Genomic DNA, 23,213 nt, shown 5'->3' on the forward strand with positions numbered 1-23,213 from the left:
CCATCCAAAAATAGTGATCAGAGTTCCCTCCTTTGAAAAAGGAGGGTTAGGGAGGATTTGATTAACCTAAAGCTTTTTCAGCAGCTTCAACCGTTTGACGGATTAAAGTGGTAATCGTCATTGGACCTACACCACCCGGAACTGGTGTGTAAGCAGAAGCAATTTCTTCAATGCCAACAAGTTGGATATCACCTACCCCACCGCCATCACGTGGATGGAAACCAGCATCAACAACCACTGCACCTTGTTTGATCCAGTCTTTTTGAATTAATTCTGCTTTACCTACCGCACCGACAATGATATCTGCTTGCTTAACAAAGCTTGCAAGATCTTGAGTACGTGAATGGCAAATGGTTACGGTTGCATTCGCTTCTAGCAGCATCGCAGCCATTGGTTTACCCAAAATTGCAGAACGACCTACAACTACCGCATGTTTACCCGCGATTTCAATGTTGTTCTCTTTCAGGATAGTCATAATACCCGCAGGCGTCGCTGAACCATAGGCTGCCTCACCCATTGCCATACGACCATAGCCCAGGCAAGTGACACCATCTACGTCTTTTTCAAGCGAGATTGCATCGAAACAGGCACGCTCATCAATTTGCGCAGGAACCGGGTGCTGAAGCAGAATACCGTGCACATCAGGATTTGCATTTAATTTTTCAATTTCAGCCAATAATTCTTCAGTTGTGGTTTCTTTAGGAAGTTCCACTTTGAGTGAATCCATACCAACACGGCGGCAGGCATTGCCTTTCATGCGAACATAAGTTGCAGATGCGCCATCGTCACCTACCAAAATCGTCGCAAGAATTGGAGTACGACCTGATTTTGTTTTCAGCGCTTCTACGCGAGTAAACAAGTCAGCTTCAATTTGCTTCGCCAATGCACGACCGTCTAGAACTAATGCCACGGCACTTCTCCCAAGTGTTGATATGAATCAATTTTGCACATTCTACATGAATAATTTAAATATTTTCCGCCAGATGATGTTTTTATGCGCATACAGATGAATACACTATTGTTTTTTTTTCTGAGCTTGCTAATATACGCATCAACAAGACGCGGCGGGGTGGCAGAGTGGTCATGCAGCGGACTGCAACTCCGTGGACGCCGGTTCGATTCCGACCTCCGCCTCCATCTTGTTAAAGCCCGAGTGGTGAAATCGGTAGACACAGGGGATTTAAAATCCCCCGCCCACAAAGCGTGCCAGTTCGAGTCTGGCCTCGGGCACCATTCTTCTACTATAGAAAGATGGTGCAAATAAAGAACCCAGCGAAAGCTGGTTTTTTTTATGTCTGTAATTTAGTTAGTCAAAAAATAAGTAAATTAAATTTCCATTTAAAGTGTCATCATTAATCAGGCCCTCCTGCTCTGCTTTCTCAATATCATCCAGCTGAACGTAAATATCCTTGCAAATCCTGTTCCAGTTTTTGCTGGAAATGAATCGGCTCAATAATTTTCACGTATGGCAACCAGTAACGTACCAAAGGCAATAACTGCATTTCGTGACGAATCTGGCAACTGATCACTAACTCTCCAGTCTCGGCTTCCTGCTCAATCTGCTGTTCTGGAAATAAACGGCGCTCTTTAAAAAAAACCGTGACTTCAGGTTGTACCCTGATTAAGACCTGCTGCTTTTGCTGTCCAAACCAGATGCTGTCTTCATCTGCCAGCATTTTCAGCACTTCAGGATCATGCGCAAAGCTCTCCGCCTCAAAAACCAGCTCGAGCTGTTGTAACTGACTTAAGCGGTAAGTGCGCAGCTTGTTTTCACTCACAGCAGCCAAGTACCAGATGCCATGATGGTGAATCAGACGATAGGGCTGGATGATTCGCAATTGATCTGAATATTGCAGCTTAACCTGCTGACGTTTATAGATTGCGCCTGCAAGCAGCTTGAAATGCTCGGCAAACTGTTTGGCATCCTCAAAATGATAGCCTTTGGCAGAAAAAACCAGATTGGCGCGATCATCCAGCAATTCACGTAAAAAGGACATATCTAGTGCGGGATAAAGCTCACTGATCCCGGAAAGCTGGGCAAAGGTCTGGATATCCTGCAATTTAAAGCGCCCTAAATAAGAGGGTTCCAGATAATATCGTTTCTGCTCATCTTGAAGTAAGGGCAAGTAAGAGCCTAGACGATCAAAATCACGCTCAATGGTGCGGGTGCTGACCTGAAATTCTGCAGCTAGCTCTGCAGCCCGGAGTTGATATCCGACATTTAATTTGGTCAAAATTCTGGCTAAACGCTCTGCAAGACGCTCATGTGTTGAAGCTGGGCGCTTCATAAATCCCCACTTAATACATTCACATGTACTTATTTATCGCTAGATACTTAATGATTATACTAAATACCAATAAGTGAATCATATTAGGACAAAGTCTAAGATATTTTTTGAGATCAGATCTTGACCCTTTATTCCCCTCTAAAAATACAAGATCTTATTTGGATTTTCTGGATGCTTTCTTACTTGAAGGACGATTCTGGAGCGTTAATCTTTCCATATAACGCTCCAAATGCAGCATCGCTCGATACATTTTATGTAACTCTGCCCAACTCATGCTTCCGCAAATAATCATTTTATGAATACGTCGTAATGCTCTTAAACTATGTTTTGAACTGTATGCTGTTGAAATAATTTTCATCTTATTTTCCCTCTCACATTCATGTGAATGTTTAACCATTTGGTCGGAATTATCAATAGATGCAATTTACGTGTCACAATTGACAGGTTGTGTCGAACAGTTAACATTTTTTAATTTTTATTCAAAATTTTATATATTTATTTGTAATAAGATTTTACTCAAAATTAAAAAAGCCAGTAAAATTACTGGCTTTTTTAAATCATTTATCTCGTATTAAATAATTTCAACCACAACTTTACCTACATGTTCTCCCGTATCCATTGCGGCATGAGCATCGTGAATTTGATCAAACTTAAACGTTTTATAGATCATCGGCAGACATTCGCCTTTTGCCCATAATGGTGCAATCTGCTCTTTCAGACCTTGTGCAATTTCCGCTTTTTCAGCCGTGCTACGTGCACGCATGGTCGAACCCGTAATGGTCAGACGTTTCATCATGATAGGACCTAAATTAACCTCTTTGGCTTTACGACCGCCCAAAAAGGCGATATACACCAGACGTCCATCACGACGCAGCAAATTCAGGTTCCGCTCTAAATATGGCCCACCCACCATATCCAGAATGACATCGACTCCGCCATTGTCAGTTGCTTCATTAATCACTTGCTCAAAGTCTTGCGTCTTATAGTTAATCGCATAAGTTAACTCTGAAATAGCTGCAACCTTGTCATCCGTACCGACAGTCGCAAAGCTTTTAATTCCAAGTGCTTTACATAACATTAAAGCAGTAGTGCCAATGCCGCTGCTCCCGCCATGAATCAGCACGGTTTCGCCTGCTTTGGCCTGCCCCATCTGGAACACATTGGCCCACACGGTAAAAAAGGTTTCAGGAATGGCTGCCGCCTGTGTAAAGCTTACACCTTCCGGAATATTCAAGGTCTGGCTTTCTGGTACGACACAATATTCTGCATAACCGCCACCATTGGTCAGGCCACAGACTTTATCACCAACTTTAAACTGGCTTACCTCAGTACCGACTGCAATCACTTCACCCGCGACTTCAAGGCCCGGGACTGGTGTTACGCCTTTTGGCATTGGATACAAACCTTGACGTTGCAAAATATCTGGACGGTTAATTCCGAAAGCATGGACTTTCACCAGAACTTCATCTGCTTTGGCTTCGGGGATTGCAACCGTTTCATAAGCCAATTTATCGATATCACCCGGTTCTATAATAATAATCTGTTGCATGCTTGCTTGTGACATATATTTCCCTGCTTATTGAATATTCAAGATACTTGGCTTTATTTGAACATAGTTAAGCTGAGGAATGAAGCCAAGTCGGACTTATGTATAATCAAGTCACTATTCAAAAAATTGATAGGAGATGGATATGAGCGAGATCATTGAGTATAACGAGAATAATTACAGTAATTTTGAATGGTTCGAAGGTTTTGCAGTCATTCGCTTTTATGCCGAATGGTGTAAACCTTGTATTCAGAATTTTCCGGTCTTTAATGAACTGGCAGCGCAATATGCTGAAAGCAAGCCCGAAATCAAATTTGGCAAAGTAAATATCGACCAATCTCCAGTATTAACCTTGCGCTATCATGTTTATGGCCTGCCTTCTACGCTGATTTTTAAAAATGGCACAATCATTAAAAGGATTGCTGGCGCAAAAAGTCTAACGGAGATAAAGACGATTCTATCTCAATCCCTAACTGATTTTTCTGAATAATTAAAGCATACATATCTGAAGATAAACTGTAGAGAAAATTTCGTTTTTACCCCTCGGTAAAATCCGGACTTGGTAATTAACCACGGCTTTTATACTCTTTGACCATCCGATCACTGACATCTTCCGGATAACACAAAGGTGCATGCCCACCCGCCCGATTATATGCACTACGTTTACCATAGCGACTGCCATTACTGGCCGTATTGTAAGGACATGGACAATTCCCCGGATAACGATCAATCGACTGCTGGATAATTTTTTGCTTAATTGCATCTGTACTGGTCGCCTGTTTAGCGTCCACCCCAAAAGCCAAACACAACCCGATTAAAATAAATATTTTTTTCATAAACACCCCTCAATATTTGTATTATATCGAGAAGAAATTTAAGTGAAAGTTCAACATTCACACGGCTGCACATTATTTACATACTTAAAAGCATCCAAATAAAAAACCCGCTTTACAGCGGGTTTTTTAAATCGACTCAGTCTTATAATCGAACCAATTCTACAATTTTATCAGCAAGCTCTTCGACTGCTTCCATAATTAAAGTGGTGTCCGTACCTTCAGCAGTATCGGTAATCACCACCACACCTGTTTCACGAAGCAATGCAACTTGTGTAACATCAAGACCCGCTCTGGCAATTGCCACGATGCCTTGCTGAATCAATAAACTTTCAAGTGCCTGAGCATTTTCCAAAGCTTTTGCCGAGACAGTCAGCGCAGCAGGTTTTTGCCCCAAACGCGCAGCACGCACTTCAGCAGTCACGGGCTCATCATGTGCAGACCATTCAACTGATTCTTCCACCATACCTGCACCAATCGTCACGTTATTTAAACGATCAATAAAGATAAATGAACCGGTATAACGGCTGTCTTGATAACGGTCAAAGACCACGGGCGCATCAAATTCAACAGTCACATTGGCAATCGCATTCAGCTCAAGATTTTCGACCTGAACTTTCTCCAGTGTGTTGACGTTGGTACGGTAATGAATCGCTGTCACTTTTGCAGGAACAGTCTGTGTACCAATCTTAATGTTGTACAGCTTGCCAATCACCAGCGCTTGATCTGCCATCCACACCACAGTCGCTTGAACTGAACGAGAAATATTTGGAACCGCTTGATCGGCACGAATTAATACGTTACCACGTGAAATATCAATTTCATCGTTGAGCGTTAAAGTCACCGCTTGACCTGCAACAGCATGCTCAAGATTGCCATCAAAAGTAACGATTTCTTTTACTGTTGATGATTTACCTGATGGTAAAGCCGTTACGGTATCGCCAACGTTGATATCACCAAGTGCAATCGTGCCGCAGAAACCACGGAAATCGAGGTTTGGACGGTTGACATATTGCACAGGAAAACGAAAATCTGCTTTTGCCGAAGTACGGTTAATTTCTACCGACTCAAGCGTACCCATCAATGTTTCACCGGTGTACCACGGTGTATTGGCGGACTTGTTCACCACGTTATCGCCATTCAATGCAGAAATTGGCGTAAAGATGATGTTCGATGGTTTACGATCACCCAACTGCGCAACGAATGCTGCATATTCTGCCTGAATTTCATTGAAGCGGGCTTCAGAGAAGTCCACCAGGTCCATCTTATTGATCGCAACAACAATATTTTTAATACCAAGTAAGCTTGCAATAAAGGTATGACGACGGGTTTGAGTTTGCACACCATAACGCGCATCAATCAAGATAATCGCAAGGTCGCAGGTCGATGCACCTGTTGCCATGTTACGGGTGTACTGCTCATGTCCCGGAGTATCGGCAATGATGAACTTACGCTTTTCAGTCGAGAAATAACGATAAGCGACATCAATGGTAATGCCCTGCTCACGTTCTGCCTGCAGACCATCTACCAGAAGTGCCAAGTCAGGTGCATCGCCTGTGGTACCAACTTTTTTCGAGTCACGGGTGACGGCTTGCAATTGATCTTCATAAATCAATTTTGAATCGTAAAGCAGTCGACCAATTAGAGTCGATTTACCATCATCTACGTTACCGCAAGTCAGGAAACGCAACAGGTCTTTATTTTCATGTTGTTTCAAATAGCCCAAAATATCTTGGCTAATCAGTTCTGATTGATGAGACATTGCCCAAAGCTCCACATATTCTTTAGAAATCGGTTTTGAATCCCTCTAAATCTCCCTTTATAAAAGGGAGACTTCCTCCACTTTTAAGCCCCTCTTTCTCAAAGAGGGGTTTGGGGAGATTTTTAGGGGGAGATTAAATTAGAAGTAGCCTTCCTGCTTCTTCTTCTCCATCGAGCCTGCTTCATCATGGTCAATCATACGACCCTGACGCTCAGAGCTGGTTGCCAAGAGCATTTCTTGGATAATTTCCGGCAAGGTATCTGCAGTTGATTCAACTGCACCTGTTAATGGATAACAACCTAAAGTACGGAAACGTACCGATTTCATTTGTGGAACTTCACCTTCTTTTAAAGGCATACGTTCGTCATCAACCATAATAAGTGTACCGCTACGCTCAACCACAGGACGTTCTGCAGCCAGGTAAAGTGGCACAAGTGGAATACTTTCCAAATAGATGTATTGCCAGATATCCAACTCGGTCCAGTTTGATAACGGGAATACACGAATACTTTCACCTTGATTCACTTTACCGTTGTAAAGGTTCCAAAGTTCAGGGCGTTGGTTTTTGGGATCCCAACGATGTTTATCATCACGGAATGAATAGACACGCTCTTTGGCACGAGATTTTTCTTCATCACGGCGCGCACCACCAAAAGCAGCATCAAACTTGTATTTATTTAAGGCTTGTTTTAAACCTTGGGTCTTCATGATGTCAGTATATTTTGAACTACCATGATCGAAAGGATTGATGCCTGCCTCGACTCCTTCTTTGTTTTGATGCACGATCAAATCAAAACCATGTTTTTTTGCCATGTTGTCACGGAAAGCAATCATGTCTTTAAATTTCCAACCCGTGTCTACATGCAGTAGCGGGAATGGAAGTTTGGCTGGATAAAACGCTTTCAGTGCAAGATGCAGCATGACTGCTGAATCTTTACCAATGGAATAAAGCATGACTGGATTTTCAAATTCAGCTGCTACTTCACGGATAATATGAATACTCTCAGCTTCAAGCTGTTTGAGATGAGTAAGTCTTTCCTCATTTAACGACATGGACAACACCAGCTTAGAAAAACGTGTACTTATGACACTTTTGAAAATTTATATTCATTATAGTGATTTACTTATCTTAGCCATTGCTTGTTTTATGATATTGATATATCAAAAGCTCATATAAAAATTCACTAATAACAAATATCAGTTTTTATGAATCAATAATGAACGTCACCACATCTGACTATTTTTGCTGTATTAATTTTTAAAATCACCCATAAAAGTATAGATAAATAATCTAAAGTAGTGGTTTCCAAGATGCTGAAAAATTAATAGAGTAGGCTAAATTCTCCCTTTGATATATTTTGCTTATGGCTTATAGCGCTTTTGATCTCTCCACTCTAAAAACTCGCCTAGAACAAGCAGAGCTTGCAGGTTACATTTATCAGCATCAGCAACACATTTTAGTCTTACAAGAACCTTTCAGTGAAGACGGCAAGCCTTTAAATATCTATTTGCAACATGAATTGACTGCCGACCAGATCGGATTACAGTTTGGTCTGCGTTTGCAAGAAGGTCATTGGGAATTCCTACTGGGTGTGACGTATAGCAACCAGAATGCAGCTTATGAAATCGGTACGGGCAATCTCAAGGGTGATCAAAAAGCCTTTAACCTACTCTATGCATTTTACAATTACCCTAAAGCATTCTATCTGGTGGCGTTGCCTTTAACCAGCAATAGCCAGATGCTGGAGCAGACTTTGGAACAGCAACTTTTCAGTCAGCCGAATCTGCATTTTCTGGATACTGCGATCAAGGTGAACCCGATGGGTGAACAGATCACATGGATAAAAAACTATATTCTGCAACAGACTCTGGATATGAAAGTCCGGATTCAGACTGCCTTACTCTAAGTCTTTAAGAAAGAAATATAGAGATACTAAGGCACAGTATTTCTATATTTCTCAGAAAAACCAATCCACACAACCTTAAAATTCACACAACATATTGAAAATAATTAATTTTTTAGCAGATCCTAAATAAACTTATAGTTTACTATTAACTTTAATAGTTCAATAACTATTAAATACATAATATATTCAATCCTTGTTTATAAGGTTTTTTGTTATTTTTTTGCATACAAAATTAATAATTACTGCTATCGTTATAGCATCAGAGGCTTCCTTACACTTTTCCTAAAACATAATTATAGAGATAAAAAATGTGGGAACTGTTTACTCATCCGTCAAATATCGTATTTAGTATCAGCCTGAGTCTGATGCTGATGTTTGCTGCACTGGAATGCATATTACTGCTGCTCGGTGGCGGCTCGCAGAATATGTTAGAACAGTTTTTGCCTGAAGACCCCCTGCAACCAGAAATTAATCCAGATCAACATCCCGGCTTTTTCACCAAAGTATTTGACTGGTTATATCTGGGACGTCTGCCTTTATTTATCTGGCTCATCATTTTTCTGACCAGTTATGGCCTGAGTGGCTTATTGATTCAGGGAATATTTGAACGCCTGACCAGCCAGCTCTTCAATGTATGGCTAATTTCCCCAGCCTGTCTGTTTCTGTGTATGCCGATAGTGCGCTGGCTTGCCATGGCTGCCAGCAAGCTTATGCCTCAAGATGAAACTTCTGCCATTTATAGTGACGAGCTTATTGGGCGTACCGCAATCATTATTCTGGGTGATGCCAAAGTCAACTCTCCTGCACAAGCCAAAGTCCGGGATCAGCATGGCCAGACCCATTATGTTTTAGTCGAACCAGAAACCAATCAAATTTTAAATCAAGGTCAGAATGTCGTACTGACCCATAAAACCAAAAATGGCTTTCAAGCCACTGCACTCTAATTTTATTCAGCCAGAACCAAACTGAGACTTTATAATAATGTTAACTTTTGATTTATATAATATTTTAATTATTTCTGGAATTATTTTTGCAGCACTGGTGACCTTCGGTCTCATCATTGCGCGCCTATACCGCCGCTCCAGTAAAGAAATCTCCTTTGTGCGTACCGGTTGGGGTGGTGAAAAAGTGATAAGGTCATATTGAAAGTGTTAATAAAAAGGTCATATCAAAATAATTAATTAAAGTGTTAATTCAATTAAGAACAATTAAAGTAAAAAAGACACCAATTAAGGTGTCTTTTTTATTTCTTTTTGGGATATTTTATAACACTTTATAGTTAACAATTTTGATTTGACATTACACAAATAAGGGGTAAAATATATATTATGCTTTAAAAAGGTAATGTTAAATTCATGAAAACAAAGCCCATTTCACTAAATATCTTTTTAAGGGATTGTCAGTATGAAATATTTGGTTCAGACAATATTAGAATCTTGTCTGAACAAAGACCTGAGCATCAAGAGTATTCAGACTTCCCCCAACTAATTAATTTAGACAACATTGAAACAAGTATTGAATTCAATTTATTCTTAATTGAAAAATTTCGCTTTAATAATTTTTCTTCAAAAAAAATTAAGCGAGGAAAATATATAACAAAATTAAGAATTAAAAGCTTAATAACCTCATTAACTGTTTTTTTAAATTGGTTGACCGAAAATAATGTTAATTGGAAAGATGAATCTTATATAGATGATGAAGATCCAATTAACTTGTTTAAAAGATATTTAATAGATCGAATCACATCAAAAGAAAATCATATTGAATATGATTCAGCAAACGCATATTTACGTGATGTCAAAATGCTTTATGAATGGGCAGCTCATAATCATATTGTTAATCGCCTACCATTTGAATATTATGCAGATTATTATGTTAATGATAAATCCAAGAAAATCACATCAAAATTAGCATCACCCATTCAGGTTATTTCATCAACCATATCTATCCCCAATAAATATAAAGGAATAAAAAGAAAAGTTTTAAGTGCATATACACCTACAGAATATAACCTTCTCATTAATTCTAAATACTGTCAAAATCAAGGCAGACAAATTTGGATTAAATTAGCAAAAGAATATGGGCTAAGAAGAACAGAAATTATCAATATAAATGAAGATATATTGGATGAAGATAAACATGGCTTATACACAGTTATTGGTAAATTTAGCAAACAAAGAGAAATCTATTTTAAAGAACCAATTTTGAAAGAAATTTCAAAATATTGTAATAGTGATGCTAGAAAACTCGCATTGCAAAAGCATTATGAAAAGAATAAATATACAACCGAACCACCATTGTTTTTAAATAATCGCGGCGAAAGAATATCACATTCGACTATCACTAATATTATTTACCCTGTAAAAGCGGAATTAAAAGAAGCTGGATTTAAATTTAATAAAACTTTCCATGATCTAAGATCTACTTATGCAGTTGAACGAGTGATAGAACTGTTGAAACAAGGCGAGGATTGGGATCATATTGAATTCGTAATTACAGACGAACTAGGTCATAGCTTGTTCACAACAACTAAGAAATATCTTAATACTAGAAGTGCCAGAGAAAGTTGGATTTCTCAAAGTGGTATCGGTGAAGCTTTAAAATCGAATGGCATTTTTGGTGATGCAGAAGAAAAGGAAATTTTTGATGACTTTCTATGATTATGTAATGAGATTCATGAATGAGTATGATCATGTCTTGAATGCAGAAAAGACAATAATTAGATATTGCTTTGAAATTAGAAAGTTAGCTGATAATTTACCGATTGAGTTTAGAAATGAACTAAACAGAGATATTGATTTGTTGATCAATGATCAGAGCTATCTTCTTGAACTAGAATTGAGGCTTCATTCAGAATTTTCTGAAATTTATAAAAATAGATTTTCCTTTATTTTAAAGGTTTTATCACATTATAGCGATAAAAAAATTACGAGGACATCCTCATTTTTTATTGGAGATAATGAATTTAGAGCTATAGAGCTATATGCTTTAAATAAATGTCTTACAGTTGAATTAATAGATCTATTATCTAAGCTGTATCAAAAACTATCTCCAAAATCACAAAAAGCACATTTTAAGTCACTACGGAAAATCATTCTTGATTCTAATCAATTAAGTGTTTCAAAATCCTTAGAAGAACTCGCTAACCGTATCGAATCTAATATTGAGACAACAGTAAATACGCGATCTACAATTAATAAATTACGAGGAGAAAAGGTCACAATTGAATTATCTGGAAGTCCACATGACATTACAAGGTATTATAAATTAAACCCTATTGTTCTTTCACAATATCAAAAAATTCAAAAAAAGATAACGAATAAAACTGAGATTAGACGCTTTCAGAGGTTTACGACTGCTTTAAATAATCACTGTGATAGATACCCTACTGATGAAGCTCTGATTAAAAAACATGGTTTACTTGCATTAGTAGTTAATGATTATGAAGTCTTAATTAAGCTTAGATCATATTTAAACACTAAAATTTTTAAATATGTTGTCTATATTGTCGAAATATTGACTGGTGAAGAATTTAACTATGCCAAATATGATAATAAATGTTTATATATACCAACAAAGTACGGCAACATGTCAACAGTTCGTCTTAACGTACTTTATGCAAAATCTGAAAGATTTGCCAAAGAATTTTATAATTTCTTTAAAAAATATATTCAAGATATTAAATATCATGATGCCAATGAGGTATCGCTTCAAAGCAATATATCAATATTAAAATATATATTTAATACTTTTTCTACTGAAAAAGCACTTGATGAAAATGGGCTTAATATCTTATCTGCTGATAATCATTCACATTTCAGAGTCATTAAAGCAAGAATTAATGATTTAGCTTTAGAGGGAAAAATTCAACCAGTTACTCAAAATGGTTATTATGCTGTTTTAAAATGGTTTTGCATTCAAACAAAACAGAGATATATAAAAGATTATGATCAAGCAGTATCCCAAAGTAAATTTCTTGCTAGTCAAGATCTTCTTACGAGAAGCTATACTCAAAAAGAGTTAATGATTATTCTTAATCATGTAATTAATGCTATTAAAGTTAATAAAGATGATTATAGTAGATTAATGGTGGCTTATTTTGCACTTATTCAAATTACTACTGGTTTAAATATTTCCACTTTATGCAGCCTTCAAGATACAGAAGATCATATTCATATTGATGACAACAATGAAAATATTTTCTATTTTAATTTCATAAAGCCAAGAGCTGCACATAATACAGAAACTCATGTTTACTTTAAAAATACAGAAGACAAAATACTCTATTTATACTTATATGTCCGTGAAAAACTGAGGAAACAAGTTATTGAGAAGGCTATAAATCCTGCGTTTAAAACAGATTATTTTTTTGTTTTTTTATCAAAATCAGGAGAATTACAAGTTGCCAACCATACAAATATTATAAAAAAAGTCAATGAGTTGCTTGCAGAAGATGGATGCCACATTCGTTATAACTCTAAGCGAATTCGTAAAACTGTTTCCAACAGAGTCTATAAAATAGTTTTGAAAAAATTCTCTGTTTATCGAGAATTAGTCCATCATGATTTTGATGTGTTTGTGCGACATTATGAGGAATTGAATATAGCTGAAAGTATCCAAAAACTGGATAAAGGTACAAAGGCTTTACAAATATTTCTCAAAAATAGGAAAATTAGCTTAGATACGCCTGAAATAAAACAGAATATCTCAGAAACAATTGAAATCGAAGATAGCAATATTATTCAATTTACCCCACTTGGTAATTGCTCTGAAGAACAGAATGATAATAAACCGATGTGCTCTGATTATTTAGCTTGTGTTTTCTGCAAAAACTTTAGTATTGTTAATAGTCAAGCTCAAATTCATAAGCTTCTAGATTTCAAGAATATCTGCATATCACAAATGAAGGAAATTTCTTCCTCATATAATTCTGACTCTTCAACTGGTATTGCAATCAAAGAGTTTAATAGTCGTGTTGATTATATTCTGAACTTATTAAAACAGAATGACTCTAATTTATATAGTATCTCTGTAATTAATTACGAACCAAATCAATTTTTCTCCCTATAGGTTTTATAATGTCTGAACTCAATCATGTTCTTGAATCTATCACTATTATAGATGGTGAAGGCAATATATCTTTTAAAAATTATAGTCCTAATTTATTAGCAGAATTAAACAATAGAATTATTTTCAAAAACCCTCAAAGAAGAGATAGTCTGCATCTAGTAAGCTTCAATGATAATAGATGGATTATACGAGATGAAACTAAAATCGTGTCATTCGCTTCATTAACCCAAGAACTAGAATATGAACTTAAAGCAATATTTTTAAGTTCAGTTTTTATCGGAAGAAAAAGGAATTTCAAAAAAATAAAATGGAGTTCAATGGCTTCAAAATTTAATATATTAAAGTCTTTCGCACTAACTTTAATGGATAATAAATTAAATTCGTTTACTGGTTTGAATAGTGTAAAACCATTAAATTTACAAGTAATCGCTAAATCTTTCTGCAATTCTTATGATACTAAATTGGACATTCTAGAAACCGTATGTTTTACATTAGAAAACTATAATTTAATTACACCAGAAACCTATGACACACTAATTTCAAGCAGATCTAATGAAAAAATTGACGATAAACAAATTTCTTCTTATAAATCTAATAGTTTTCCTATTATACCTGACCATGTTTTATTACAAACTTTTGATGCAATTGAAAAATATAAAAAACAATTCAATGAAAAATATAGATTATGGTCAAAATATAATGAAGAGGAAATTAAAAATATTAAAAAAGGAATTTATGAGGTTGAAAAAGGTGAATATTTATCTCGTAGAGAACATGATTCTCTAAATAGTGGAAATTTTATTGACTTTTTAAATAAATTTAGAAAGATCGTAGTTTTTAATACACTTTTATTTACTGGTATGCGCAAAGATGAAGTTAAGGAGCTTAGAAATACCAGTTTATTCGAGGATGAAGGGATTTTTTACGTAACTTCATCGTTAGGTAAAACTGTAGAAAATAGGTTGCAGCTTTCTTGGATCAGCTCGCAAGCTTGTAATGAAATGCTTAATCTTCTAGTCGATATAAATAAAAAGGTTAAACGTAGAGTTCAGGCTGTTATTGATACTAATAACCCTCTTTTTAATAAAGAATATATTACTCATTTGAAAACCAATCTAGCTGATGACAAAATATTTAGCTTTAATTACTCATTAAACTTATGCCGTTTTGATACTTTGGCTTACATTAAGAAAACTGAGATGAATAAAAACAATTCAGTTTTTAAGATTGCTGTAGATAAGCATGACATTGATCAACTTGAATTGTTAAACTGCAACTATAAATCTACAGTGAAAGGTTCAAATAACTATATGCTCAAATATGAGGAAGGCGACTATTTTAATTTTAGTCCACACCAATTTCGCCATACATTTGCCTATTTCATGATCTCAAATAATTTATGTACAATTAGAGAAATAAAATATCAATTCAAACATTTGCGAAGTTCAATGTCTTTTATCTACTCTCGGCGCGGTATTTATGCGGAATTAATTAACCATTCTAAGTCTATTGATGAAACTATTAAGATGAAGTCCCTTATGGGTTTTTCAAACTCTATAGCCCAACAACAAAGTGTGGGTGGTGGTGTTAAATTTATTTTAAATGCTCTAAAGCTTAAAGACTTTAAATACAATATTTCAGTAGATCCAATTGCATTTAAAAATCTTGATAAAATTAATACATATCTAACCCAGAACAAGGATTCAATTAACTTCTTACCTCATGGTTTTTGTATGAATGGTTCTGATTGTTCCCTAAAATCAGTTGCAGAACCTTTAAGCTGTATTAACTGTCATGGCTATGTCACTACTAATCAAAATCTTCCTTTTTGGAAGGGATTATTAGAGGATATTACCGTTAAGTTATCTAAGATGTATCAGTTACCTATTGATAGAAGAGAAAAATTCGAAAATTTAATTTTAAATCTTGAGAAAAAACGAAGCCAATTAATTGAAATTATTGGAAAAATTAGTAACCAGAAAATCTCTGTAAATGAAATTGAGGTAGTTTAAATGAAGTCGGATCTAAACAAAAATATTAATAGCTTAATAAAGTATTTGGAACTTAATTCTATTGAAGATTTAAGAGCATTGCCTATTGATAATGATTTAATAGGTAAAGTCGGCAATTATCTTTTAGAATCTAAAGAAAAGATCACTACCTCTAAAGTAGCTGATTTATTAAGTATCAATCGTGCATCTATCTATAATACCTACCCTAAATCCGCTCAATACTTACAAGCACTTATTGCTCAACAAAAAGCAATAAACAATCAAAAGAAACTGAGTAAAAAATTTAAACCTACTAAAAAAATTAATGAGCCAACGGAAGTTCTAAGCAAACTAGATAAAGAGCGAATAGAGAAATTTATGTCAGTTATAATGAGTCTTGAATTTCAGAAGAAAATACAGGAAAAACAGATTAATAATCTTAAATCTACTGTTGCAAGTTTACAATCTGAGATTCGTGAATATAAAAAATTGCTTGGAAATGAGTAATTTCAATCCATCCATTATAATTATGAGTAGACTACTTATTTCACTTTAAAACCTACCACTTAAAATTCTTAACGCTCAAAACAGCATGCTAAAAACTCATCAATAGGTTTATCTAAAACCGACAACCAGTCATGCAATTCTAATATATCAATTCTTCTCTCAAAGTTTTCGACTTTAGCTATGTATGATTGTGGCTTTTTTAAAGATGCAGCAAGTTCTACCTGAGTAATATTTTTCAACTCACGTATTTTAATTAATTCTTTGATCAAGTTTTTGTATCGAGGGTCATGTATTGAGCTCATAGCCCAAGATGTTGTACTATTAATGAAAATATCCCAAAATAGGATATTTATTCATTAATTTGTCAAATCGGTACATCTATATGTCTACAAATCATCAACTTAAAAGCTGTTTGTTTGATTTTTTGTCAGATAGGACATTCTCAGGTTATGAATTCAAGGACTTAAGGCAGCTTTTTATCTTCTTCTACCCTGAATTTAGTTCGAAGAGATATTATTCAAAAATCTATCAATATGTTAGAGAGTTAGTTTCATCAAATTTAATATTAGCTGATACATCTACTTGTACATATAAATACACTTCAAATTACACTCGATCAGAATTATTAAATTTTAAAGAATTGAATGAGTCAGATCAGATCAAAGGAAAACTACTACTAGAATATGATAGGGTTTTCTCAAATATGGATCAGCTACGTAATGAACTTCATATTTATGAATCGTATCTTGATAAATTCCCTGTACTTTCAGAAATTATTCAGAAATTTATCAATAAAAAACGAAATGAAATAAGTCTCTTACAGTGTGAGATACAAGCGATCAACAGTTTGTTAGAAGCTTGTTAAAACTCTAGGAAATCGTTTGAGTTATAAAAATTGTCGCAATTTGATTAATACAAAAGAACCTGACTTGCTTTAATCTGAGTTGAATGCAATAAAGAATAGATAGAAAGAAGCCTATTAGGCTTCTTTCTACAGGCATATTTAGCTGTACTAGCTCAAACCTGATCTGACAGTTACCCATTTTTTATTGTGCCTGTCAGGTTAAATTTGAGCTAAATTTTTCTCAGCCCAAATCCGTTTTCCATCAAGTAAAGCTTCAAGTGGTGTACGACCACAGCACATTTTTCCTTGATGAGTCCGTTCAGTATTATAGAATTTCAGCCAATCGTCTAGATCAACTTGCAATTCTTCCAATGAGCTATAAAGCTTCTTCCTAAACGTAATTTGATAGAACTCCTGCAAAATTGTCTTATGGAAACGCTCACATATACCATTTGTTTGCGGGGAAGCTGCTTTTGTCTTCGTGTGATCAATATCATTGACTGCCAGATACAACTCATAGTCATGTTGTTCTACCTTACCGCAATACTCAGTACCTCTGTCTGTAAGGATGCGAAGCATTGGTAAGTCCTGAGATTGATAGAATGGCAACACACGATCATTGAGTAAATCAGCCGCTGTAATCGGTGTTTTTGTTATATAGAGCTTGCAATGAACGACCTTGCTATAAGTGTCGATGAATGTTTGTTGGTAGATTCGTCCAACACCTTTGAGATTCCCGACATAAAAGGTGTTTTGCGCGCCTAAATAGCCTGGATGAGCTATTTCGATTTCACTACAAGCAACGTTATCCTCATGCTTACGTTCAAGTGCCGCAATCTGCTGATCATTTAATTCAATACCATCCTGTGCCACTTTAGCCTCAAGTGCTTTTAAACGCTTCTTAAAGTTCTCTAAATCGTGACGAAGCCATATAGAGCGAACCCCACTCCCTGAAACAAATACACCCGTCTTGCGTAATTCATTACTAGTACGGTGCTGACCATATGCGGGATATTGAATTGCGAAATCAATAACAGCCTGTTCAGTAGCATCATCTACACGGTTTTTAAATTTGGTACTCGACGGGACTTATTAATCAGTGCGTCAATATCACCAGACTTCACTAACTCTTGATAGCGATAAAATGTATCTCTTGAAACACCCATCACTTTGCATGCTCTGGATACATTCTGAAGCTCTTCAGCTAAATTGAGCAGACCTACTTTGTGTTTAATGATTTGATTGTTAGTATGCAACATAAGAAAGTTACCTTTGTTTGATTAAGATTTCGACACCTTTATCAAAACGGGTAACTTTCTCTTTTTCAAGAAGAATGTACGATCAAGTCTGAACTAATACAATTTAGCCGATTGATATAGTTTTAATAATTTCAAATATTTTTTTAAAATTTGAAAATTGAATTCCAGAAAAACCTGCATCCTTGTTTAAAATATATTCTGCAAAATTATTTTTGCTTAAAGCTATTGAACTTTGCCAGTCAAGATCATCAGCCTTAAAAACTCCGCTATCAATAATCACTTGTTTATCTGTTTTGCTTTTCTCTTGAGTCTGAAAATTTCCACACTTACTGTTACCGCTTTTATGAAATTCTAGACCATCAAATAATCGTCTTCCATGTTGATCTTCTTTCTGTAAATCAGAAGCAGGATAGTAATATTCAATAGATATCTGATCTAATTCTTCGCTTATCTTAGGGATACATAATGCATATACATTGTTTCCTAAATCAGTATAAAGATCTCCACCATACTCCTTCAAAATTGGAGGTTCGTCTCTATCAAATATGCCAATTATTTTTCTAGATTGAGGAACTTTCTTTAAGTTTTCTAACATAGTTTTCAATGCAGATGATCCCATTTTAAGCTCATCGCCATATTTAAGAAACTCTATATCAAGCTCATCATATTCTTCACTTAACTGCTCATACGCAGCTACCAAATGTTTCCAGTCAGTTTTTCCTTCTGTAATGATCAAAGGTTTATTGGAACGTAAAATTTCATCTTTGAGAATATTTAATTCTTCTTTATGTGCATTCGTAATATCTTGGAATAGGCTATAAGCCTTTGTAAATTCCTCAAAATCATCAGCTCTTTCAATAAGTACTCCATCTGGCATATTAACCATGAGGTAGTCATCTGTTTGAAAATTATTTGAAATTCCTGCAAGTAAGAAAGGCGAGTGAGTTGTAATAATAAATTGAACTTTTGGAAATAGCTGAATTAACTGTGGTAATACTTGATATTGAAGTTCAATATGCAAATGAAGATCCACTTCATCAATAATTACAATTCCCTGAATTTCGTGTACATCAATGCTCTTAGAAATGTGTCCTCTATCTGAATATTTAATAACAGTAGCAAAAATACCTAAAAGTGTACTTTGACCTGCTGATAAATTATCCAAAGTAGGTGAAAATACATTGCCTGAACTTTTTTCAATTAACTTAATACGGGAACGCCCTTGTCCCCTGAAGTTTAGATCTATAAAAATATTTTTTTGGACAATTTTTGAAATAATATTTTCAATATTTTCAATAGATTTTTTCAACAGCCTTAATGTTTCTAAATCTGTTTTCGTAGAAACATTACCTTCATGAAAAATTAGATCTGCTCTTGAGTCTAAAAATACCTCTAAAATCCATTGTTTTATATCATCAATAGATCTACGAACCAAAATCTCGCGATCTAATTGATTACTAAATCTTTTGATATCAACAAATTGTTCATTTTGTTTTATCGTTTCTCTATTTAGCCAATATGGAAGTTCATAACGATCTGAGGGGAAATAACAATATGAATTTGAGGAGAAATCTTTTTTAAATTCTGAATTTTCCGCAGTATCTGTTATTTCTTTAAAATTACCATCTTCATCAGAGATATTAATTCTTAATAAATTTTGAGTTTTTTCTCTTAGAAGGCTTGATGATATTTGACCATTTTTCTCAATATATTCATATCTATGATTATCTGTATTTTTATAGTCTATATAGGCAAATGCATAGCTCGAATCCACTCGCATATTGGAAGCACCAGAGATACGAAAATATCTATAGCCATTACCATTTTTGGGTAAAATATCGCTAAATGCCCTATTAGATAACTCATATAATGAATCTACTATGCTCGATAGTAAGGTTGTCTTACCTGTACCATTTTTACCGACAAGAATCAGGGTTTTAGGAGATTGATCAGGTTTAATTAATTGATTTGATGTAAGTTGGAGTTTTTCAATCGCCCCCATGTTTTCTATAAAAATATTATTTATATACATTTTCTACTCATTTAATTTTCTAAAATTACTGAATACTTTTTAAAGTTTTCCGCTTGCTCAAAAATTTCTTTATACACTTCATCATGATCAATCGGTGGATATCCAAATTCAGCAAGTAAAACAATCAGATCAACTTTTAGCTCAGCTCGAATATCTTCTCGATCATTCCAATCAGGATAGCTAGATTTGTCATCTACTACGGCTTTAACTGCTTTGGCTAGATCTAATAGCTGATCTTCAGGATAAGTGAAATCATATTTCACAGCCAAAGATTGAAGGATGTCATAGAAAGCTTTCTCTTCAATGCCAATCCCAAGATCGGCAAATGAGCCCATTTCTTGTTTTAAATCTTGAAGTAGATTCATAATTTCATTTGAAAAGTCTTCAAGAACACCACTGACTAAAATGCTGTCTTCTTTACGTTCGTTATAGCTATCAACCAAAGCTTTGAAGCGTTTGGAGAAATCAATAGATTTAGTTCTGTTTACCTGTTTGAATTTACCAATAGCTTTAGCTAATAATTTTTGCAACAGTTTAATCTTAGTGTTTGGGAGCTTAATTTTTTCTAGCTTAGCTAAGTAATCATCTCCGAAGATATCAATCTCACTAGACTCCTCTTCACCAATCTTAAGAATTTCGTCAACGCCATCCGCTTCTAAAGCGTCTGCAATCATCTTTTGTACTTGCAGATTCATTTGAGCAGTATCAGGAGCATCACCCTTCGTTAATTTAAACACGATAGAACGTACAGCTAAATAGAAGTGAATAAAATCTCGTTCATCCTGACTAATCTTTTCTGAGCCATTACAGACGTCATACGCTGCTTTTAAACGCTTCACAAGCTGCATAAAACGATGTTCTAGCTCTTTGGTAAGTTGAACATACTCAGATGCTTTATTTAAGCACTGAAGCTGTTTTAAAGGCTCTCCCGAGAAATAAGGTGATGTATCAAATTTATTAAATAGATCCTTCAATAATTCTAGATGATCTTTGACAACAATGATGGATTGTTCAACATCTTCAAAATTTTTCGCATCAGATTTATTGTAATGAGCTAAAGCCAACTTCATTTGGTTTTTAATGCCAATGTAATCGACGACCAAGCCTTTCTCTTTAGTTTCAAACTTACGATTCACACGAGAAATCGTTTGAATTAAGTTATGCTGTTGAATCGGTTTATCAATATAAATGGTGTCTAGGAATGGAACATCGAATCCTGTCAGCCACATATCGACAACAATCGCAATTTTGAAGTTGGACTTTGGATTCTTAAACTGTCTGTCGTGCTCTTTGCGATCATCCTTAGTACCACACAGATCATAAAGCTCTTTCTCATCATCTTTATGTCTTGTAGCAATTAGTTTGATTTTCGCATTTGGCTTGATTTCTTTTCTTTCTTGTTCAGTTAAAGCGATGCCATCATCCGCTTCTTTGACTTCAGCCCATTCAGGTCGAAGCGCAATGATCTCTTGGTACAGATTAAAAGCAATTTGTCTTGATGCACACACAAACATTGCTTTACCCATGATTGTAGAGCCTTCACTCACACGGGTTTCATAATGATCTACAAAGTCTTCAGCAATAGCTTTAATTCGGTCTGAGTTGCCCAAAATCAACCGCATGTTTGCCATAGCTTTCTTACTTTCTTCTACCGCATAAGTTGAAGCACCATCATTTTCTTGACACTTTTTATAATACTCTTCAATTTCTTGAATTTTTTTATTATCTAACAACACTTTAGCAGCACGACCTTCATACACAAGTCGCACGGTAATCTCATCTTGTACTGATTCATTCATTGTATAAGAATCAATCACATCACCGAACACATCTAAAGTTGCATCTACAGGCGTACCTGTAAAACCAACATACGTTGCATTAGGCAATGAATCATGCAGGTATTTAGCAAATCCGTATGTTTTCTTAACACCGTCTTCTGTGACACGGATTTTTTGATCTAGATTAATTTGACTACGATGAGCTTCATCTGAGATACAAATGACATTTGTACGTTCAGATAGCAACTCAATATCTTCGGTGAATTTATGAATCGTGGTTAAGAATACACCACCACTTTTTCGACCTTGAAGCAGTTCTCTAAGGTGCTGTCTACTTTCCACACTTATAATTGTTTCATCACCAATAAAGCCTTTTGCATTGGTGAATTGAGCAGAAAGTTGATCATCCAAATCTGTTCGATCCGTGATTACCACAATGGTTGGGCTTTCAAACTCTACACTTTTCATAATTAAGCGTGATAGAAACAGCATAGTGAAGCTTTTGCCACATCCAGTTGCTCCAAAATAAGTACCACCTTTACCATCACCTAAAGGCTTACGATGTTTCTTAATATTTTCAAATAACTTATTTGCAGCATAATACTGAGGGTAGCGACAAACGATCTTATCGTCTCGCTTGGTGGTGTCAGGAAAATAAATAAAGTTACGAATGACATCAACTAATCGTTTAGGATCAAATAATCCTTCGATCATTGTATGCAAGGAGTCAATGCCATTCTTTTCGAGAGTTTCATTGCCCGTAACTTTTCGCCATGCATAGAAAAACTCATAAGGTGCAAACAAAGACCCCATCTTTGTATTTATCCCATCACTAATTACGCATAGGGCGTTGTACTTCATAAGCTCAGGGATATCACGCTTATAACGTACTGTTAACTGTTGATAGGCATCATAAATTGTCGCATCTTCACGTATGGCACTTTTAAATTCGAAGACAACTAATGGAATGCCATTTATATATAGAATTGCATCTGGAATTCTAAGTGAATATCCTTCAACTTCTAATTGAGTAACAACAAAGAAAGAATTTTCTTTTATATTTTTATAATCAATTAACTGAATATAGAGATCTTTTTTAGATCGATCTTCTCTTGTTAAAAGAAAGCCATTTGAAATTAAATTAACAATACTTCTATTTGAATTATAAATATCTGAAATTCCATGACTTTCCAATTTTCTAATTATTGAATTAATTTCAAATTCAGTAATGTCATCTTTTGAATACCGTTTATTTAGAAAATTATACAAAGTTTCCTTAAATAAAACCTTGCTAGTATCTCTTATGATAGTTTTTCCATCTATATGATGAATTTCTTGAAGAAGCAAAAGATCAATAATAGCTTTTTCAAGAATACCCTCTGTAAATTTCATTTTG

The 23,213-nt window shown here is 35.2% G+C and carries 18 protein-coding genes, 2 tRNA genes and 2 pseudogenes; 11 read left to right on the top strand and 11 right to left on the bottom strand.

Going from position 1 to position 23,213, the window contains the following annotated elements; translation table 11 throughout:
- Positions 1–61 precede the first annotated feature (61 nt).
- Positions 62–910 carry a bifunctional methylenetetrahydrofolate dehydrogenase/methenyltetrahydrofolate cyclohydrolase FolD gene (gene folD, locus FTU82_RS02730; protein WP_180085173.1) on the bottom strand — a complete coding sequence of 283 codons (849 nt, stop codon included), beginning with the start codon at positions 908–910 and terminating at the stop codon, positions 62–64.
- Between the two features lie 153 nt (positions 911–1,063).
- Here folD and FTU82_RS02735 point away from each other — a divergent pair.
- A tRNA-Cys gene (locus FTU82_RS02735) sits at positions 1,064–1,137 on the top strand.
- 10 nt (positions 1,138–1,147) lie between these two features.
- Positions 1,148–1,233: transfer RNA gene (locus FTU82_RS02740), tRNA-Leu, on the top strand.
- Between the two features lie 152 nt (positions 1,234–1,385).
- Here FTU82_RS02740 and FTU82_RS02745 read toward each other — a convergent pair.
- The 3 genes from FTU82_RS02745 to FTU82_RS02755 all read right to left on the bottom strand — a co-directional run bounded on the left by FTU82_RS02745 (position 1,386) and on the right by FTU82_RS02755 (position 3,852).
- On the bottom strand, positions 1,386–2,288 hold the full coding sequence (locus FTU82_RS02745; protein ID WP_180085171.1) for a YafY family protein: 903 nt from the start codon (positions 2,286–2,288) through the stop codon (positions 1,386–1,388).
- A gap of 154 nt (positions 2,289–2,442) precedes the next feature.
- Positions 2,443–2,646, bottom strand: coding sequence for a hypothetical protein (locus FTU82_RS02750; RefSeq protein ID WP_180085169.1), 204 nt, complete (start codon positions 2,644–2,646; stop codon positions 2,443–2,445).
- A gap of 213 nt (positions 2,647–2,859) precedes the next feature.
- Positions 2,860–3,852, bottom strand: coding sequence for an NAD(P)H-quinone oxidoreductase (locus FTU82_RS02755; RefSeq protein WP_180085168.1), 993 nt, complete (start codon positions 3,850–3,852; stop codon positions 2,860–2,862).
- Positions 3,853–3,979: 127 nt separating this feature from the next.
- On the opposite strand from FTU82_RS02755, the gene FTU82_RS02760 reads away from it, so the two are divergent.
- On the top strand, positions 3,980–4,324 hold the full coding sequence (locus FTU82_RS02760) for a co-chaperone YbbN (RefSeq protein ID WP_005171940.1): 345 nt from the start codon (positions 3,980–3,982) through the stop codon (positions 4,322–4,324).
- A 76-nt stretch (positions 4,325–4,400) separates the two neighbouring features.
- Here the strand turns inward: FTU82_RS02760 and FTU82_RS02765 are convergent, their stop codons facing one another.
- The 3 genes from FTU82_RS02765 to cysD form a co-directional block, all read right to left on the bottom strand.
- Positions 4,401–4,670, bottom strand: coding sequence for a hypothetical protein (locus FTU82_RS02765; RefSeq protein WP_180075190.1), 270 nt, complete (start codon positions 4,668–4,670; stop codon positions 4,401–4,403).
- Between the two features lie 142 nt (positions 4,671–4,812).
- Complete coding sequence (cysN, locus tag FTU82_RS02770) at positions 4,813–6,429, bottom strand: sulfate adenylyltransferase subunit CysN (protein WP_100328810.1); 1,617 nt, start codon at positions 6,427–6,429, stop codon at positions 4,813–4,815.
- Positions 6,430–6,567: 138 nt separating this feature from the next.
- Positions 6,568–7,482, bottom strand: a complete 915-nt coding sequence (cysD, locus tag FTU82_RS02775; protein ID WP_005096294.1) for a sulfate adenylyltransferase subunit CysD — start codon at positions 7,480–7,482, stop codon at positions 6,568–6,570.
- Positions 7,483–7,793: 311 nt separating this feature from the next.
- Here cysD and FTU82_RS02780 point away from each other — a divergent pair, with 311 nt between their 5' ends.
- The 7 genes and pseudogenes from FTU82_RS02780 to FTU82_RS02810 all read left to right on the top strand — a co-directional run bounded on the left by FTU82_RS02780 (position 7,794) and on the right by FTU82_RS02810 (position 15,904).
- Positions 7,794–8,336 carry a hypothetical protein gene (locus FTU82_RS02780; RefSeq protein ID WP_180085166.1) on the top strand — a complete coding sequence of 181 codons (543 nt, stop codon included), beginning with the start codon at positions 7,794–7,796 and terminating at the stop codon, positions 8,334–8,336.
- Between the two features lie 308 nt (positions 8,337–8,644).
- Positions 8,645–9,280 (top strand): YqiJ family protein, encoded by a 636-nt coding sequence (locus tag FTU82_RS02785; protein ID WP_005096292.1) that lies wholly within the window; start codon positions 8,645–8,647, stop codon positions 9,278–9,280.
- 37 nt (positions 9,281–9,317) lie between these two features.
- A pseudogene (locus FTU82_RS02790) lies at positions 9,318–9,470 on the top strand (band 7 protein); the annotation flags it as partial.
- 221 nt (positions 9,471–9,691) lie between these two features.
- On the top strand, positions 9,692–10,996 hold the full coding sequence (locus FTU82_RS02795) for a site-specific integrase (RefSeq protein WP_180101002.1): 1,305 nt from the start codon (positions 9,692–9,694) through the stop codon (positions 10,994–10,996).
- 16 nt (positions 10,997–11,012) lie between these two features.
- Positions 11,013–13,406 carry a hypothetical protein gene (locus FTU82_RS02800; protein ID WP_257221889.1) on the top strand — a complete coding sequence of 798 codons (2,394 nt, stop codon included), beginning with the start codon at positions 11,013–11,015 and terminating at the stop codon, positions 13,404–13,406.
- 8 nt (positions 13,407–13,414) lie between these two features.
- Complete coding sequence (locus tag FTU82_RS02805; RefSeq protein ID WP_180101004.1) at positions 13,415–15,418, top strand: site-specific integrase; 2,004 nt, start codon at positions 13,415–13,417, stop codon at positions 15,416–15,418.
- Positions 15,419–15,904, top strand: coding sequence for a hypothetical protein (locus tag FTU82_RS02810; protein WP_180101005.1), 486 nt, complete (start codon positions 15,419–15,421; stop codon positions 15,902–15,904). It begins immediately after the preceding gene.
- A gap of 68 nt (positions 15,905–15,972) precedes the next feature.
- Here FTU82_RS02810 and FTU82_RS02815 read toward each other — a convergent pair whose 3' ends face one another.
- On the bottom strand, positions 15,973–16,206 hold the full coding sequence (locus FTU82_RS02815) for a helix-turn-helix domain-containing protein (protein ID WP_180101006.1): 234 nt from the start codon (positions 16,204–16,206) through the stop codon (positions 15,973–15,975).
- An 80-nt stretch (positions 16,207–16,286) separates the two neighbouring features.
- Between FTU82_RS02815 and FTU82_RS02820 the strand changes: the two genes are divergently transcribed.
- Positions 16,287–16,769 carry a hypothetical protein gene (locus FTU82_RS02820; RefSeq protein ID WP_180101007.1) on the top strand — a complete coding sequence of 161 codons (483 nt, stop codon included), beginning with the start codon at positions 16,287–16,289 and terminating at the stop codon, positions 16,767–16,769.
- Between the two features lie 198 nt (positions 16,770–16,967).
- Here the strand turns inward: FTU82_RS02820 and FTU82_RS02825 are convergent.
- The 3 genes and pseudogenes from FTU82_RS02825 to FTU82_RS02835 form a co-directional block, all read right to left on the bottom strand.
- Positions 16,968–18,007 (bottom strand): annotated as a pseudogene (locus FTU82_RS02825) (IS481 family transposase).
- 103 nt (positions 18,008–18,110) lie between these two features.
- Positions 18,111–20,039 (bottom strand): AAA family ATPase, encoded by a 1,929-nt coding sequence (locus FTU82_RS02830; protein WP_180101008.1) that lies wholly within the window; start codon positions 20,037–20,039, stop codon positions 18,111–18,113.
- Between the two features lie 11 nt (positions 20,040–20,050).
- Positions 20,051–23,209, bottom strand: coding sequence for a type I restriction endonuclease subunit R (locus FTU82_RS02835; RefSeq protein WP_180101009.1), 3,159 nt, complete (start codon positions 23,207–23,209; stop codon positions 20,051–20,053).
- Between the last annotated feature and the right edge of the window lie 4 nt (positions 23,210–23,213).

Origin of the sequence: Acinetobacter sp. YH12151 (assembly GCF_013418355.1) — a bacterium.
GTDB classification, from domain to species: Bacteria; Pseudomonadota; Gammaproteobacteria; order Pseudomonadales; family Moraxellaceae; genus Acinetobacter; species Acinetobacter pseudolwoffii.

Excerpts from the sequence above, each read along its gene's own strand:
- FTU82_RS02810 (WP_180101005.1), top strand. The coding sequence starts at position 15,419 with ATGAAGTCGGATCTAAACAAAAATATTAATAGCTTAATAAAGTATTTG.
- FTU82_RS02835 (WP_180101009.1), bottom strand. The coding sequence starts at position 23,209 with ATGAAATTTACAGAGGGTATTCTTGAAAAAGCTATTATTGATCTTTTG.
- cysD (WP_005096294.1), bottom strand. The coding sequence starts at position 7,482 with ATGTCGTTAAATGAGGAAAGACTTACTCATCTCAAACAGCTTGAAGCT.
- FTU82_RS02795 (WP_180101002.1), top strand. The coding sequence starts at position 9,692 with ATGAAAACAAAGCCCATTTCACTAAATATCTTTTTAAGGGATTGTCAG.
- FTU82_RS02830 (WP_180101008.1), bottom strand. The coding sequence starts at position 20,039 with ATGTATATAAATAATATTTTTATAGAAAACATGGGGGCGATTGAAAAA.
- FTU82_RS02785 (WP_005096292.1), top strand. The coding sequence starts at position 8,645 with ATGTGGGAACTGTTTACTCATCCGTCAAATATCGTATTTAGTATCAGC.
- FTU82_RS02765 (WP_180075190.1), bottom strand. The coding sequence starts at position 4,670 with ATGAAAAAAATATTTATTTTAATCGGGTTGTGTTTGGCTTTTGGGGTG.
- FTU82_RS02820 (WP_180101007.1), top strand. The coding sequence starts at position 16,287 with ATGTCTACAAATCATCAACTTAAAAGCTGTTTGTTTGATTTTTTGTCA.
- FTU82_RS02750 (WP_180085169.1), bottom strand. The coding sequence starts at position 2,646 with ATGAAAATTATTTCAACAGCATACAGTTCAAAACATAGTTTAAGAGCA.
- FTU82_RS02815 (WP_180101006.1), bottom strand. The coding sequence starts at position 16,206 with ATGAGCTCAATACATGACCCTCGATACAAAAACTTGATCAAAGAATTA.
- FTU82_RS02800 (WP_257221889.1), top strand. The coding sequence starts at position 11,013 with ATGAATGAGTATGATCATGTCTTGAATGCAGAAAAGACAATAATTAGA.
- FTU82_RS02805 (WP_180101004.1), top strand. The coding sequence starts at position 13,415 with ATGTCTGAACTCAATCATGTTCTTGAATCTATCACTATTATAGATGGT.
- FTU82_RS02760 (WP_005171940.1), top strand. The coding sequence starts at position 3,980 with ATGAGCGAGATCATTGAGTATAACGAGAATAATTACAGTAATTTTGAA.
- cysN (WP_100328810.1), bottom strand. The coding sequence starts at position 6,429 with ATGTCTCATCAATCAGAACTGATTAGCCAAGATATTTTGGGCTATTTG.
- FTU82_RS02780 (WP_180085166.1), top strand. The coding sequence starts at position 7,794 with ATGGCTTATAGCGCTTTTGATCTCTCCACTCTAAAAACTCGCCTAGAA.
- FTU82_RS02755 (WP_180085168.1), bottom strand. The coding sequence starts at position 3,852 with ATGTCACAAGCAAGCATGCAACAGATTATTATTATAGAACCGGGTGAT.
- FTU82_RS02745 (WP_180085171.1), bottom strand. The coding sequence starts at position 2,288 with ATGAAGCGCCCAGCTTCAACACATGAGCGTCTTGCAGAGCGTTTAGCC.